The sequence below is a fragment of the Photorhabdus aballayi genome (genome assembly GCF_026153155.1).
Lineage (GTDB): Bacteria > Pseudomonadota > Gammaproteobacteria > Enterobacterales > Enterobacteriaceae > Photorhabdus > Photorhabdus luminescens.
Window position 1 is genome coordinate 31,062 of record NZ_JAPFCD010000021.1, and the last position, 17,953, is coordinate 49,014.

The 17,953-nt window shown below is 42.0% G+C and carries 4 protein-coding genes; all 4 read right to left on the reverse strand.

The annotated features are described in order from the left end of the window. Positions 1-12 precede the first annotated feature (12 nt). Positions 13-4,485 carry a non-ribosomal peptide synthetase gene (locus OO184_RS12615; protein ID WP_265379484.1) on the reverse strand — a complete coding sequence of 1,491 codons (4,473 nt, stop codon included), beginning with the start codon at positions 4,483-4,485 and terminating at the stop codon, positions 13-15. A 60-nt stretch (positions 4,486-4,545) separates the two neighbouring features. After that, positions 4,546-5,973, reverse strand: a complete 1,428-nt coding sequence (locus OO184_RS12620; protein WP_265379485.1) for a serine hydrolase — start codon at positions 5,971-5,973, stop codon at positions 4,546-4,548. 76 nt (positions 5,974-6,049) lie between these two features. Beyond that, positions 6,050-7,423 carry an MATE family efflux transporter gene (locus OO184_RS12625; protein WP_265379486.1) on the reverse strand — a complete coding sequence of 458 codons (1,374 nt, stop codon included), beginning with the start codon at positions 7,421-7,423 and terminating at the stop codon, positions 6,050-6,052. Positions 7,424-7,674: 251 nt separating this feature from the next. Beyond that, the gene (locus tag OO184_RS12630) at positions 7,675-17,907 is read right to left on the reverse strand and encodes a type I polyketide synthase (protein ID WP_265379487.1); all 10,233 of its coding nucleotides are present in this window, start codon (positions 17,905-17,907) and stop codon (positions 7,675-7,677) included. Between the last annotated feature and the right edge of the window lie 46 nt (positions 17,908-17,953).

Genomic DNA, 17,953 nt, shown 5'->3' on the forward strand with positions numbered 1-17,953 from the left:
AATAACCCAAATTTAAATTGAAAGCACAGATAATTCAGAGATTAATTGTTCAAGTTCAGTACTTGATAATGAAATAGTCGGGAAATCGCTTGGTATATAAAAATCCTTGGCATCATAATTGGTTGAATCAATAAGTTCCTTGAATTTACTCGCCATGACATTAATGATATTTTCAATTTCAGCAGCCTCTATCAACTGCTCAATATAGCTCACACTTACTTTACACCCTTGCTGCCAATAAACATTAAAATCAAAAGCATCGGTATAGATATTATCCGCACTGGAAATAGCATGAGGGTAGATTGACTTGATGTTCACAACCCCTTGGTGAGCCGATCCTGAAAAATCACCTAAATAATTGAACTTCGGCACGTTATGAATAGGGCTTAACTGTTTTTCTGTCGAGCAGTGGCGAATGGATTGATAGGCCATACCATTATCATTAACCCGACGCATGGCTATTTTTGTCTTTTTTATATGGGAAGATATATTATCGTCACAGTGGCATATTAATGGATAAATCGATGTGAACCATCCTATATTATGGCTTAAATCCACTTCGCTCTGTTGTGAACTTCTGCCGATGCCTTCAAGTTCAACGGTAAAATTATTTCTATTGAAAATTTTAAATAATGAGTAAGTAAATAATGAAAAAAACAATTCATTAGGTTTGATTTTCAACATTCCACATAGTTTTGTAAAACTTTCAAAGTTAACACCCGCTATTTCACTGGTTAACAAACCAATCGTTAATTTACGACTATATAAGTCTTGATAAGTGAATAAAGGAGAGCCGCTTATTTGCTCTTGCCAAAAACAGATCTCATCCTCACTGACTGTTTTTGCATAGTGTTCAGTAAACTCAATCCATCTAGCGTAGTTGTTATTTTGCTGGCGTAATTTAAGCGGTTGACGATTTAAATGCTGCTCAACAAATGTATTTAAGTCTGTTAGCAAAATACGCCAGGACACACCATCAATGATCAAATGATGCGCCATCAGCAATAATTCGGTCTCGTTACCATCATCAAGGATAATCGCCTGAAATAACTCAGATTCAGGCCAACTTGACGCTTCCAGAAGCGTTCTCGCAACATACTCCCGTTGCTCAAACCCCGTTACATTCACTCTAGGTGTTTGAACCTGCCTGATCCCTTTTCGTACCTGCAAAGTGAAGTGCTGATCTTTTACATAGGTATTCAGGATCGGATGGAATGATATAAGAGCATCCAAGATCCTATCTAGCCCCGTTTGATCCAGACGTGATGGCAGAGATAAAGATAGCATCTGGTGATATATCTCTTTCTTTCCTAACAACAGGCCGCTAAACCATTTCATAATTGGCGTCGGTGAGAAAGTAGAGACCTCGACGACTTCTTCCTGCTCCATAAGCGTCTCCCGACTATCAATATGGCGACACAACAATTTTGGCGTCGGTAACTGGAGCACGTCTTTCGCTGTTACGCTAATACCTTTTTTCTGTAGCAATGTGACCAATTGAATCGCTTTTATCGAGTCGCCGCCAGATTGATAAAAGTCACTGTGTACAGATAACTCTGTGCAACCCAGTACCAATTTAAACTCTTCGAGCACGGATATTTCTAAAGTGCTCATTTTCTCATTGTCATTGGCGCCGGTTTTATCATCTTCAAGCTCCAGCAATCTGGCGCTATCAACTTTACCGTTAAAAGTTAAAGGAATTTCGTCAATACATTTAATAAATTGTGGCACCATATAGTGGAGTAAGTGACTCGATAAATACTGTTTTAACTCCTCTCCACCAACAGATGATTCCTCCGTCAAAACAACGAAAGCTTTTAATATTGAGGCGTCAGGATTGGTTTCGTCAACCAGTATGGTTACGTCCTGAACATCCTTATATTCCAATAACTTTGTTTCGATCTCTTCGATCTCAATCCGGTGTCCCCTGATCTTGACCTGTTTATCAATACGGCCCAAATAAGTTATTTGCCCAGATTCGTTGCGATAGGCGAGATCCCCTGATAAATAGGCTCGTTGTCTTGGATAAAATCTGTCAGTAATAAATCTCTTCTGAGTCAATTCCGAGCGATTCCAATAGCCCGCAGACACGCCATTTCCAGCAATGACCATTTCACCTTTCATATACGGAATACAGTGGCGTCCATAACCATCCACAATATATATCTGGGTATTGTCGATCGGTTCACCAATCGGCACTGAAACGTCGGTATCTTTAGCAGGATCAAACTTGTGAATCATACAGCCAACCACGGTTTCTGTTGGTCCATATTCATTGAAAATGTCAGCTTTACCCGCAAATTGCAGGTAGGTGTGATTTGCCACGCTGACTTTTAAATTTTCTCCACCCACGATAAAGCGCTTAATTGCGCAGTGAGGGCCGATAATTTCATGTTGGATAGCGCGTAAATGCGATGGCGTACATTTCACTACTGTCGCAACACCATCGTGCATAATATCGTTCAGGATAAAGTTTGATGTTTCGGTGTATACCTTAATCGCCGAACCGGAAAGCAGCGCCGGGAACAATGAAGTCACCGTTAAATCAAAAGTCAGCGGTGTATAATATGCCGCCACATCAGATTTTTCGGGATAATAAACCTGTGCGGCCCACTGGCAATAATTCACAAGTTCTGGTTGACGAATAATTGTCCCTTTCGGCAGACCGGTGGAACCCGAAGTATATATTAAATACGCCTCACTGGTAGGTTCACACCTTATTTGTAACCGGGCCAAATCATCTTGTAGCAGAGTTTCAGACAAAGCTGCACTATCGCAATAAGCAACGTCTGCTGGCAATAACGATGCCCCATCATGGTTTGTGATAACTAATGCACATTCGCTATCGGCCAAAATGTATTTTATTCTTTCCTTCGGCAAATCCCTTTCAAGTGGAATATATGTCGCCCCGACGGTCATAATCGCCAGTAAAGTTGCAATTTGCTCTGCACTTTTAGGCAGTAAAATAGCAACTCGAGATCCTCCAGAAACCCCGTGATTTAAGAGATTGATACTGATTGTTCTCACTAAGGTTTGAAACTCTTGGAAAGTCAATGATCTATTTTCTTCAATAATTGCCAGCCGATCTTTATTGCTACTAACACTCTGTTCAAATAACGAGATGATCGTTGCGGCGGTTGGTACCGCATTGTTAGGCCCCGTTTCAATCAGTTGAAGATTATTCTTTCTTACTGGCGCAACCATCAACAACTGACCGTGTGGATTGGTACTGACTTCATCCAGAATATCAATTAATAAATTGATTACTGAATCAATCTGTTGCTGGGTATATTCCTCTACTTTGTAGTCACAATATATTTTTGTCGATTTCTCATTTAATAACTCTTTAAAAAGAAATTGAATAGAATATTGTTGTTCGCTAGGGAATATATCTTCAACAATCAGTGGACATTCACCCAGAACCAGGTTATATCCAGTGTTGGCGTAATTGTAGCTAACATCAAACAAATCATTAACCGATGCCCCGGCTCTCGTTTCTTTAACCAACTCTGTGTAATCATATTTTTGGTGTCTGTATATCCGATTGGTATTCTCAAAAGCTGATTTAATTAAACTTGAAAAATCGGTGTATTCATCCACGGCTATTTGTGTTGGAACGGTAGATACCGTCATTGAATTCCGTACCAGATTTATCTTTTTCCTGCCATGAAGCGGTATACCAAAAGAGACTTGTTTACTCCCCGAAAGCCGAGATAATAATAGAGCAATAGCCGCATAATAAAATACGTTTTCTGTGCACTCTAATTTTGCGCAAACATGCTTTATTCTCTCTGATATTTGATTAGGAATATCATAAATCTTCCGTGTGGCTTGGGTTGAAAGTGTTCTATTACCTAAAATAAAGTTGCTGTTCTCTCCCTTACCAGCAAGGAAATTACGCCAAAATAATTTATCCTTATCATATTGGCGACTAGATAAATATTTCTCTTCTAATGCCAAAAAATAGCTTTGATCATCGCTAAGCTCACAATGCACAACATCATTTAATTGACGATTATAACACTCACAAATCCTGGCTATAATATTATGCATTGTCACGCCATCACAAACTAAGTGATGTATTTTGATTAAAAAACCACATTTTGAATCAGACACTTTATACAAGCAAAAATAATATAAGCATGTCGTCAAATCCATTTTCTGAGACATACACTCTTCGCGCCACTGTTCAAACTCTCTTTGTGGATTTTCTCTGTGACCAAAATCAATAAAATCGATATTTTCTTCCACGCGGCGATCTAAAATAAGTTTCGGTGGAATCTCATCATTCAAAGTGAAATTTAAATTTTGGGTTTCTCTAATAACGCTCTGTATCGCATTAGCTAACCTTGGAAAATCCAATTCCGTTTCAACACTACAGGTACCACCAATATTAAACATGCTGGTCCCCTGATGTTTCAACTCTGTTACCCACACCCCTTTTTGAATCCCTGTCATTTCATATGATTTTCTACTAATAGACATAATTAAATCCGTAAGAAATTTAAATGCTGAACATGTTGAAAAATAAAATCCCAATCAAACTCAATGCACTGAGCAACGACGATATAAAGCGCGAGAGAACAAAGAGAGACAAAGGAGCAAAAGAAGCACCAGAGGAAAATATAAAACCCAAAAACTATTAGGCATCCAGATCATAAATGTCGCCCAAGACAATCCAAGCAAAAAATTTGGGAAGGTCAACACGATTAACAGAGCAATGCTGAATACAGCAGATAAAATTGCCGCTTTCACAACGCCCAAGTTTGAAAGCCATCTTATATTCTTCCCTCTTAAGTTCAAATAGATTAACAAGAGGCAAGCCAAAATCATAAATATACCGACAATGAGAAAAGTTCTATCAAAAGTATCAAATAATTCCAGATCCTTAACGGTATTTAGCCCTGTAAAGTCCCCTCCTTGAGCAAGCTGTTGCATGATTTGCTTACCAAGTTCAAAAGTAATGTTGCTGTTAACATTCGCCATCACGGCAACCGCAGCGCCAGAATCCAGATCAACAGAAACGTAACTAGAGAAAGTTGGGTTCATACCTGTATGAAATACCCTATTCCCCTGTTTATACCATCCTAAGGTATATATCGTTTTTTCACTTTCATTAGTATCAACACCAAGCTTCCCTGAAAATACCAATTTTTTAGCATCGAGGAGAACTGAATCCGTATTGCTTACCAAGAACTTTAACCAATTAAGCATATCGGAAGCGTTAGTTTGTATATATCCTGCCGGTACATTAGCCAAAACAAATGGCGCATCGTATGGTCTGGCTTGTAAGAAACTGATTTGATGACCCATTGCCTTTTTTGCTGCTTCTGGAAGAGTAGAAGTCGCATTCATCTGTAGCGGTAACAAAATATAAGTTCGCAGCAGTTGTTGATAAGACTGCCCCGAAACTTTCTCCATCATTCTGGCAGCAATATCGTAATTGAGTGTAGCGTATGCATGTTGCTGCCCCGGCATTGTCTGGAGGTCAATCAACTTAATATCATCGATAACTTGCGCAAGCCCTTTTTGAGGTTGGGAGTAAAGCATATCAATGGTTTTAAAAGGTACGCCCGATGTATGGTTGAGCAACTGCAAAAATGTCACCTCAACGCTTTTCCCATCATAAGTGGTTTTTATCGATGGCAATATTGATGAAACTTTGGTTTGAGGAAAAATTTTACCTTCCTCTATCATTTTGGCCGCAATTAAACCTGTAAAAGATTTACTTACCGATGCCAGCTCGAAAATAGTCTCTTCATCTAAATTTTGAGTCCCATTTTTATTTTCATTTGTTAACAATATTACGTTTGATTTTTTATTCTTATCGACCATCACTATAACTAAGCTTGGTATCTTGCCAAATTCCATATATTGCAAAATTTGACTTTTTAAATTCTCATCTGCCGAACTAATGCAGGAAAATAGCAGAAGGAAAACCATAATAAAACACTTCATAACAGCCCCGTTCATATTTAAGGTTCCATTTCACTTCGCACCGGATATTTCCAATCTAACAATTCATTAAATTTTTAAATATAACAATAGATTAAATAACCTGACAAACTTGAACATTAGCTGGTTTAGAAACTAAATTGCCTAGTGCGATTAGCGAAAGCAAAACCGCTAAAACAAATACCAGTAAATCCACTGAAAATAGGATAAGAGGAAAACATCCCACACCAAACAAGAAAGATAATGAAAAAGTTAAAGAAACCTGTAAAAAAAGCTTCAGAAAAACCAATAACATCGAATATTTCTCTTTTTTTACACTTTGCAGAAAACCGATAAATACCAGTAACCCACCAAGGAAAAACAAACCTAAAAAAATTAAAAAGGAAATATTAAAAATCTCTAATAACAGATTTTTATCATCAGTAAATAAGCCATATAGCTGTTCCGGCAACGTAATAACCAGTAAAGTCATTGATATTGAATAAAATGAAGCATATAACAATGCTACCTTTAATGACTTTATACATCGATTATATTTTTCTGCGCCAAAGTTATAACTCGATAAAGTTTGCAACGCTGACATCATTGCAATTAACGGCAAGACGATAAAGCTTAACACCCTGAAAACTAAACCGAAAGCACTAATCATATCGCCCGCGTTTTCAACCTCACTCGCCTTGATCAGATAATTGATAGTGAAAATGAGTATCCCATATGACAAATTTCCAATCAGGGTTGGCAATCCGATAAGCACTATATCTTTGCACTCTTTCACGTCTATACCGAAGTAAGTCGGTGAGAGAGTCAGACGAGTATGATTACTATAAAAGAGCAGTACGGCACATATTAGCGCTAGAGTATTAGCCAGTACCGTCGCAATCGCAGCGCCAAACATTCCCATGTCGAACACGACAATAAAAATAAAATCAAACGCAACATTAAGAATGGATGCACAGAGCATTATTGCGAACATGGCATTGGTTTTACCTTCTGCTCGCAACAGATCGCCAAAAATAGTCGCTATCACGATAATAGGCAGACATAACACCAATGGTGTTGCATAATCCACAGCATAATTAACGATATTTTCTGTAGCGCCAAGAAATAATAAAATCTCTCGTGCCGATGTTAAAAATAATACGCTAAAACAGATAGCCCATACTACTCCCATGAATATAGCTTGTATCGCCACTCGATTCGCCAAGGCGGGTTTATTTGCTCCCAGAAATCTCGCCACTAATACGGCAGCGCCGGCTCCCAACATAACCCCTACAGCCCCTACGAATAAAAGGACAGGGAAAAATATTGAAAAGCCCGCCATAGCATCCTTGCCAATATATTTCGTGATAAAGATAGCGTCAATTATTCCATAAAGCCCCTGAATTGACATTCCAAAAAAAACTGGAATAGATAATTTCAAATATGCAAAGGGCACAGAATCATTTGCCATGAAATCTGTATTTTTCAATGACATCTCCAATCCAAAATTAATATTTTTAAATTCAGTACTGCTATATACCCAATGGATTTCAAGATGCATCGCGACGGCAAGGGAGCGAATCCCCGGGAGCATAGATAACTATGTGACCGGGGTGAGTGAGTGCAGCCAACAAAGAGGCAACTTGAAAGATGACGGGTATATAAGAGTGCGAGTAAAATTTGCCAACATAAATTAAAATAGCGGCAGAGCTCTCACTACAAGAACTCTGCCAGCAAATATCACATTAGTTTGCCAATTACGCTCTCAAGCGATTGTTTAAATAACGTCATTGTGCTGGTGACGTCATTGGCACTGAGATTTTGATTATCAACGATAATAAGCTTCCGAAGCGCTTCGGTCATGCCCGCCACACCGTCCGCCCACAATTGCGTATGCTCAGGTATTGCCATAGCAAGGAAACGATGAAGAAGCTCCAACTGTGACAACCACCGCTTTACAAACTGCTCCAATTCACCAAATGTCATCCCTAATAACAGCTCAGGGCTTTCCATCAATTTATTGACAGCGCCGATACCAACATAATGGTGAATTGGCGTGTCTCCATGCGTAATAGCAGTGTGAGTCTGCAATCCCGATAGGGTTTTATCTAGCGTATTACGTAATAGACGGTCAGTAGGTAAAAACACCCCCGTTTGAACAACCGATATCGCAAGATAAGAACGAGATTTGTGATACACCTCATGAGATTTCATAAAATCGAGTCCTTTGAACCCGATAACAGTTTGCGCAAACTCATCATCACTTATTTCACCAAAGTAATTAAAGCTCCCATCATAGATTTGATAGCCTCCTTGAGTACGCCCAACCAAAACAAACGCATGTGGAATAACCTCTTCCTCATCGATTTCTATATTATCGAATAGCGGCCTAAGTAAATATTCACTATGGCTCAGCCCGTAAGAAGGAGAAAACGGTAAGTAGTAATCTGATCCGGTTACAATAACCAGTTTTCCTTTCTCCAGCTCCTCTATGCAATACGCGGTGTAAGATTCCAAATCGTCAAAAAACTGCTTGTGATAGGAAAACGAGAAACTTTCTTGCAACTGAGGCCAATCCAATAGCGCCCCATAATTCTGATAGTCACTCAGGATATTGCCTTGTGAGTCTGAGGACTGTACGCCAAAACCAAACAGCAAACTTCCATCCGATGCTCGCATTAAGCTATCTGGACAATTCAAACCATAATCATGTTTCAGTTTCTCTCTCACCGCTGAATACATACAGCTCGCATCACTACCATAAAACTCAGGCTTGAACTGTGTATTGTACTGCCAACCTATCGCATTAGATGAATTCGGCGGATCGATCAAACGGGTGATTTCATTCAGGCTGTTGCGTGATAGCAGCATATTCATATCAATGGGAATTTGTGCAGACTTCGCTTTCGCAATAACTTGTACTGCGGATAGTGAAGTACCGCCTAATGCGATGAAATCATCTTCCCCCTTCACATCACTGACACCCAGTACATTTTTCCAAATAACCTTAAGTTCTTCTTCCACACTCTTTATCTTCGTAGCGCCAGAAACTGGGTTTCTCGCCACACTTTGTGTAGATACTTGGGTTACGTCAGAGCCAGCTTTACCTGAGAAAATAGCCTGTAGCCTTTTCACATCTTTAGGATATTCTTTCCCTCGAATCGGCATAGGCGGAAGGTTTACTGGAGGTACAGCCATCCCGTTTAATTCATGCTGCCAATGAACATTGGCGTTCAACAGCGACAACATGCCCAAACTTTCCATGAGACAAGACTCCTCTTCTTTGCCATGACGCATAAGAGAAATACAGAGATGTTTTGCATTGAAATCCTGATGGTGTTTAACCAAGGACGATAAACCATTGCCAGGCCCTACCTCAACGAAAATACAATCACCGCTTGCCAGTAATTCTTCTAATCCCTGAGTAAAACGCACCGGTTCACGAATTTGACCAACCCAATAGTGCGGTTCCGACATCATATTTTTAGTACTCAATGCTCCGGTCATATTAGAGATGATAGGAAGTTTGGGTTCTGAGAGTTTCACCTCATCGATAACTCGCTCATAATCAGCCAAAATTGGCTCCATATAACGGGAATGGAAAGCACGGCTGACTTTAAGACGCTTGGTCTTGATTGATCTGGATTCGCAGAGTTGCTCAAATGCGGTGATTTCTTCGTCTGAACCGGAGAGCACACATAGCTCACTGCTATTATCAAGCGCGATTTCCAAGCGACCAAACAACATAGTTTGAGCTACTTTTGCCGAACACATAACCGATAACATCGCGGCAGCTTCCGTGGACTGCATCAAGCGGCCTCTGGCACAAACCATCCTGACAGCATCATCGAACGAGAAGATTTCAGCAACCGCTGCGGCGACATATTCACCTAAGCTATGGCCCAACATCACGGCCGGTTTAACGCCATAAGAGGCGAGAACCTGCACCAGTGAATACTCAATAATCAACATTAACGGCTGAGCAAACTCGGTATTATACAATTTCTCATCATCTTCCCCCGCGAGGAAAAGCTTTTTTAAATCAATCGTGCAGTACTCACTGGCTATTTCAAATCCTCGATCACACCATGTTTTGAACAGATTATTTGTGTGATAGAGAGAAAGTCCCATTGCCGCATATTGCATGCCTTGTCCCGGGAACAAATAAACCACTTTTCTATCCGCTGTGATGCCGTTGTAGAGATAATCAGAGGAGGGTGATGACAGTCGCTGCAATAAACCTTCTCGATCCCGGCTATAAGCAACAAACAGATAAGGCATAACCTCTCTTTGCATTAGACTCAATGCCAGCTCATTAATGTGCCCATCAACGACGTTGCTTTGTATTGCTCGCTTCAACTGCTTCTTATAACTGTCTAACGACTTTTCATCAGGAGCCGACAATACGATTGGTAGAATGCCTGACTGCTCTTTGGTCAGTGTTTGTCGATTTACACCTGGCGCCTGTTCAAGCACAACGTGCGCGTTCGTACCACCGATACCAAACGAGCTGACACCTGCTCGCAGAGGTCCCTGAGCATCATCAAGTCGGCTGTATTGATTGCTGATAATGAATGGGCTGTTGGCAATATCGATTTCCGCATTGATTCTGGCAAAGTTGATTGTCGGCGGCAGCTCTTTATATTTAAGCGCCATTGCCGCTTTTATCAGTCCGGCAATACCTGCGGCTGAGTTCAGATGTCCGATATTGGATTTTACACTGCCTAATTTGCAGAAGTTTTTCTTATCAGTAGCAAAGGCTTGTTTAAGCGCTTTAAATTCGATGGGATCTCCCAGATGGGTACCCGTACCATGCGCTTCAACAAAGCTTAACGTGTCTGCCGAAACATTCGCATCTTTAAGCGCGGCTTGAATCACGTCAACTTGTCCCTGATAACTTGGCGCAGTGTATCCGACCTTTCTGCCGCCATCATTATTGATAGCGGCGCCTACGATGGTCGCATAGATATTGTCGTTGTCTTTCAGTGCTTGCTGGAGTGGTTTTAATACCACCACGCCAACGCCATCACCAAAAACTGTACCACTGGCTTGGATATCAAACGGGCGACACTTCCCATCTTTTGCATGGATCATTCCCTCTTCGGATAGATAACCGGCTTTGGTCGGTAAAGTAATGGAGACGCCGCCAGCAAGCGCGACATCACATTCTCCCGCTCTCAGGGATTTGATTGCCTCATTGACTGCAACCAGAGACGACGAGCAGGCGGTTGACAAAACCATACTGGGGCCTGTCAAATTCAATTTATAGGAGACAATGGTCGCCATATAATCCTTATCCGCCACGGTCATTGCACTATATTGGCCCGCACTTCCCTCAGCCGTCGCCATCGCCTGAGCTAACCACTGCAAGTTGCCTGACGCTGCCGCATAAAGACCAATTTTGTATCTGCTTTCTTTTGGCTTAACGCCAGCGTCTTGCAGGGCCTGCCAGCAACAGGTATGAAAAGCACGAACTTGCGGGTCCATTTGCCTTGCTTCGTAAGGTGTATAGCCAAAAAAGGTAGCATCAAACTCACCCGCATTAGGAAATACCCCTTTCGCTCTGATGTAGTTGGGATTATCTAATAGAGCCTGATCGATCCCTTCTTCAAGAAGCTCTTCTTTGCTGAATATCGATATGGATTCTTTACCGTAAGTCAGGTTCTGCCAAAAGTCGTAAATATTTTCAGCTTCCGGGAATGTAGCAGCAATACCCACAATGGCGATTTTTTTACTGATATCAGTATTGTGATCTTGGCTTCGTTGATTATCCAACGGAGTATCAAGTTCTGCTGCTTTATTATTTTCAACCGAAGCTGCTGATAGCTCCTCCACCATCATGACGTTCTGCTCAATAATAAAATCAGCAAGTAATTCTGATGTCGGATAACTGAACATATCCACCACGGACAAATCAATATAAAGCGCTGCGGTAATGCGCTTATTGACTTGAACCAAATCCAATGAATTGGCCCCTAATTCAAAGAAGTTATCACCACTATTAATCGAATGGATTTTTAAGAAGTTTTTCCAAATATCCATAATAGTGTCGATGATCTGTTGTTTTGAGAATATCTGTTTTGAATGTGCTGAATGGGATTGATACGTAAAAGGCCGAATATGGGTGCCAACCCATTGTTCAAATCGCTGGTTCAGATCCCCGGTAGAAACAATTAACTGTCCCTCAACAGGTGACTGTAAAACGCGTTCTAAAATAGCAAGACCTTCATCCGGCTCAATTAATAGCTGCTCTAGTGAAGAACCTATGACGTCATCAGCATCTTTACGCTCAAATACCCAACCATCCCAGTTGATACTAATCCAAGGCTTGCCCAACTGATTTTGTTGTTTCGCAAATGCATCAGCAAAAGAACTCACTGAACTGTAAGCCGAGAAGCTTAAGCCCCCCAAAATAGCCGCAATGGAAGAGCATAAAAGACAGAAATCAATTTGCTTGTGTTCTAATAGTTCTGCAAGCAACTGGTAAGAATAAACTTTTGTGTCAAACTGGGGCTGACAATTCTCTATAGTAATATGGTTAATGCCTTGGAAAGAATCTCCCCGCGTAACACCTGCCGCACAGATCACCCCATTTAACTGACCATATTGTGCTTCAATGTGCCCAATAAGCGCTTCCATCTCCTGACGATCACAAACATCTGCCGCGTAGTAATCAATATCGCCGTCACTAATCAGAGATAATTGATGTATTCGATCAATCAGTTTCGACTGCGGATGGACTTTTATTTCAGCATCACCCCTCTGCGCTTTTCGAGGTAAATCTCTACGCCCCGATAAAATTACCTTAGCGCCATACTGCGTCACTAAGTGCTCTGCAAATAATAACCCCAGATCACCCAATCCACCGGTAATCAGATAAACACCCTGTTTTTTGAAAAGCTGTTTTTGGGAAATAACGTTGGCATTCTCAAACTGTTCGTAACGCTTTTCAAATCTCGCTTGTTGAGATCTTTTGACAATAAAACGCATATCGCTTGCTGTTAATTCTTGAGCAAGAATATCGCATGCCACCTCAATAGATTCAGCCGTATCTAATTCAATAATTCGAGGATGACATTTAGTGACCTCTTGAGCAATAACCTTAATTAAGCCATTAAGCAGACTGTGTTCCGGTAGTGCGGTAGTCGCCAATAATAAACGAAACTCAGATAAGTGCCCCGATTTCCCCCATGATTGCAGTAATAAAATGACAGTAAACCAAGATGTCATTATGTCTTTAGTACCGGAAAGCGGCCAGGCAAAAATAATTGAGTCCGGTAAGAAACCAGAATGTGCTAACTCAGCCATTAATTTATCGAAACTATTTTTATCTCCCGGTGTAACGCCTATTACCTGACCGTCGATATAATACTCCGGCGACGGAATAATGAATTTAAGTTTTTGCCCCTCTTGATTAAAGCGTTCAGTAAATGCGTTACACCACGCTAAATTCGGCACAAAACAGACGATATTATTTGCCTGTTCGGTACTTTCGGTCGGTAACTCAACAGGTTGCCACTGTTCGGTATACAACCACTGAGTGAGTTCTTTTTTAGTGACTTTAGTTTCAGATACCCGACCAGCCGTAGAAGAGGAAATATGATATTCACTTAAACTTGGCTCTTTTATGAATTGATAGCCAGGAAGGCTAATACGCCCCGGAGATACATGTTGGTATAAGACCATCCAATCGATAGAACATCCCAAAGACCAAAGCTCCCCTAATACTTTGAGCAAACAAGCTTGGTCACTCTCTTCCTCAAGTGGGTGACGTAACAGATTAAACACGGAAATATTCGCGTTACTATCCGCTATTTGCTTCACAAAAGTTGAAAGAGTACGTCCCGGTCCAACTTCTAAAAATACATTTAGTTCCGGCTTTTGCAGGCAAGTTTCAATACCTTGTTGAAATTCAACGGTCTGGCATAAATGCTTGATCCAATAGTCGGCCGAACATGCCTCTTCGGGCTGAATCCACTGGCCTGTGACGTTGGATAAGAACGCCGCTTTTGGCGCTTTAAAATTCACTTTATCCAGTTCTGCTCGAAACTTATCGACGCCCGGCAACATCATCGCGGTATGAAATGCATGCGATGTCTTCAATAATCGAGAACGGAAGTTCTCTTGTGACAATCGCTCTTGTACCGCTTTAACCTCTGCAAAAGGACCCGCGATAACACATGAATTAGGCGAGTTAATCGTCGCCAGTGTCACTGAATCCGTCAGAAATGGCTCAATTTTTTCTCTGCTCGACGCGACACTGAGCATGGCTCCCGGTTCACACTCCTGCATAATGAGACCACGTGAAGCCACTAATTTAAGGGCTTCTTCCAAGGTCATCACTTCTGCCAGTGTTGCGGCGACATACTCTCCCACACTGTGACCAATCATTGCATTGGCCCGGATACCGAAACTTTCCAGACACTTCGCCAGTGCATAAGAGACAACAAAGATAACCGGTTGGGTTATTCGGGTATTTTGTAGTTCAATACTACGCTCTTCTGCATCCTCTCCATCGCTGTACAGGAGCGACAACAGATCGATATCAAATTGCTCACGCAGCAGTTGATGGCATGTATCCACTATATTTTTGAAGCTGTCTAGCTCGTGGTACAAACCTTTCGCCATCTCTACATATTGTGCCCCCTGCCCCGGAAACATAAAGACAAGACCGGGTGCATTGCCTGAAACCTCGCGCCCCTCCGGCTTGCCGCTTGCCAAACGAGACAAAGTGATGCTCAGTGCTTCAATGCTATCTACAACCGCTGACGAACGGACATCAAACTCGCCTCGCCCTAATTGCAATGTGTAAGCTAAATCTGTCAGGTTGGGTGCTTGATCTGCATGTTGGATATAGTCGTGCAGTTTACTCGCGATCTTCGCTAAACCTTGCTGGCTCTTGCTTGACAGAACGACAAGTTCTGAACGCTCATTATCCTTCTTCACTGGCTGCTTTATCGATTTAACAGTCAAGTGCACATTGGTTCCGCCAATACCAAAGGAGCTGACGCCTGCGGTTCTAATCTCATTATCACCCTTCCAATGCCTTGATTTATCGATCAAAGTAAATCGAGTGTTCGATAAAGAATCAGGGATCGTTTCTGTAACATGGCATGACATCGGCAATGTTTCGTATTTAAGCGCTAATATCGTTTTAATAAAGCTTGCTACGCCTGCCGCTGTATTGGTATGACCGATGTTGGATTTAACACTCCCCAGTACACAATTTTTGTCACTTGCGCCAAGCGCTTCTTTGATCCCCTCAATCTCGATTTCGTCACCAACTAAAGTTGCGGTGCCATGCGCTTCCAAAAATTCAATATCGTCGGGCTTAACACCGGCCATATCTAAAGACTGGCGAATACAACTGGCTTGTCCATTGGCATTCGGGGCGGTGTATCCCGTTTTATCATGACCATCATTGTTGACGCCAAAACCAGCGATCACCCCATAAATGTTGTCATTATCTCTCAGTGCATCCTCTAGCCTTTTGAGAGCCACCATCCCCAGTCCATCACTAAATACCGTGCCGCTCGCTTCTTGGGTAAATGGACGGCAATGACCATCAGAACTGTTGACCATACCTCGCGCATACATGTAACCGCTTTTAACCGGCGTGGTAATCGATACGCCACCAGCCAATGCGAGATCACATTGATGAGTATATAAGCTCTGACAAGCTAAGGTGATAGCCAACGCAGAACTGGAGCAGGCGCTTTGAACCGTTACCGCCGGTCCGGTTAAATTCAGTTTGTAAGCGACGCGAGTTGTCAAAAACTCTCGGTCATTCAAAAGCGCGACGCCAAACTGCTCCGTTGAATCCGTCACCTCTTTTTTTAATCGCTCCAACCACTCATGATTCGAGCCGCAAGAGGCAAACAACCCGGTTATCGGTCTGTATTTTTGATTGCCATATCCGGCATCATCGAGTACCTGCCATGTCGCTTCATGTAACAATCTGAATTGCGGGTCCATATACTGAGATTCACGAGCCGTATACGCAAACGCTTCTGGATCAAAATCAAACGAGCTCGATAGCACGCCCTTTGCTTTGATGTAATTATCCAACTGCAAAACCGCCGCAGGAACACCTGCTTCGAGTAACTCCTCATCTGAGAAAAAGCTGATACCTTCATGACCTTCTAGCAGATTTTGCCAATATTCTTGAATGTTCTCACTGCCCGGAAAGCGCCCACTCATTCCCACAACAGCAACCGCGTGCTGTGGATAATTGTGTCGGGTATCGTCGTTTGAAACGGATATTGGCGAGGTACTCTGAGGTGTGCGTTTGCTCGTTTGTAATGTTTGGCTATTACCTAATGAGCAAATATGCTGAGCTAATTTTTCACAATTGCTATAACGGTAGTAATCACTGATTTTTAGGTTCAATCCATACTCAGTGTTGACCTTGTCATGTAAATGCGCAATATCGAGTGAACTCGCGCCAGCATCAAAAAAATTGTCTTTAAGCGTAATCGTATCTTTTGCAAAATGCGTTTTCAGCATCTCAAGTAGCGCTGTTTGTAAACTGGCCTCATCAAGTGAATACGCTCGCGCTTGGTGTACTTCTACAACCTGCGCAGGCTGAATCTTTTCTTTTTGGACATTCGCAACAGGTCTAAACTCAAGGCGATCCGGCAATGATTGATATTGCAACTCCGCCAACGAAGGCTGTGCTTCGTCCCCATACTCTTGCAAAATTACGTGCGCATTGGTTCCACCTACGCCAAATGCACTCACCCCTGCCAATCGCACACCACCATTATCGATATCCCACGGCTTGGTTTCGGTGTTTATATAAAAAGGCGAGTTGTCCAAATCCAGTTTCGGATTGGCTTTTTTAAAGTGCAGCGTAGGAACTAATGTCTTGAAATAGGTGCAAAGCGCGACCTTGATAAAAGCTAAGACGCCAGCGGCCGCGTCACAGTGACCAACATTAGACTTTACCGAGCCTAACGCACATGGGCCATCACCCTGAAAAACGCCTTTTAATGCGGATAATTCAATCGGATCGCCAAGCAAAGTACCAGTTCCATGCGCTTCGATATAACTAATTTGTTCCGCGTCTACTTCCGCATACTCAAGAGCGTCCTGAATCACACTCTTTTGTCCCAACTCGCTAGGCGCGGTAAAACTGATTTTGTCACTGCCATCATTGTTTACTGCACTACCTTTAACGATGGCAAAAATTCTATCGCCACTCTGGATGGCATCATCAAGGCGCTTCAAAGCAACAACGCCAACTCCATTACTGAATACGGTGCCGCATGCATGCTCATCGAATACGCGAGTTTTACCGTCAGGGCTGTTAATCATCCCTTCTTGATATAGATAGCCGCTTTTATGAGGATGGGTGATACTCACCCCGCCAGCTAACGCAACATCACACTCGCCGGCTTGTAACGCCTGACATGCCATATGTATCGCGACCAAGGAGGTCGAACACGCAGTTTGAATGGTGACAGATGGCCCTCTTAGGTTCAGTAAATAGGAGATTCGCGTACAAAATGAGGGATCATTCAAAGTAGCAACATGGAACTGCTCAGCCGCTGAACTAAATTGTGCATCCAATGCTTTAAACCAGGACCATTGGCTACTTGCTCCAGCAAAAACACCAATTTTTCCTTGGTATGTTTTAGAGTCGATATCGGCATGATTTAACGCTTGCCAGCAGTTTTCTATCATTAAACGGATCTGTGGGTCCATCCTTACGGCATCAGAATGGTTAATACCAAAATAATCTGCGGCAAATTTGAATGGATGATTAATTATTCCCTTTGCCGAAATATAGTTTTCTCTTGAATACGCTTCTTTGGGAACTCCATTGGCTTTAAGTTCGTCTTCAGTAAATGAGCTGATACCATCTATACCGCCTCGCAACATTTCCCAGAATTCACTTACGTTGTCAGCACCAGGAAATTGCCCAGCCATGCCGACTACAGCAACCTCAAGTCCAGTAAAACTATTTTCCATAATTAACCTTTGTTTTCGTTGTTACACAGGCGAGTAATAGTAGGAG

What these genes read in the sequence shown, in the direction of transcription:
- OO184_RS12620 (WP_265379485.1), bottom strand. Translation starts at nt 5,973, where the DNA reads ATGAACGGGGCTGTTATGAAGTGTTTTATTATGGTTTTCCTTCTGCTA.
- OO184_RS12630 (WP_265379487.1), bottom strand. Translation starts at nt 17,907, where the DNA reads ATGGAAAATAGTTTTACTGGACTTGAGGTTGCTGTAGTCGGCATGGCT.
- OO184_RS12615 (WP_265379484.1), bottom strand. Translation starts at nt 4,485, where the DNA reads ATGTCTATTAGTAGAAAATCATATGAAATGACAGGGATTCAAAAAGGG.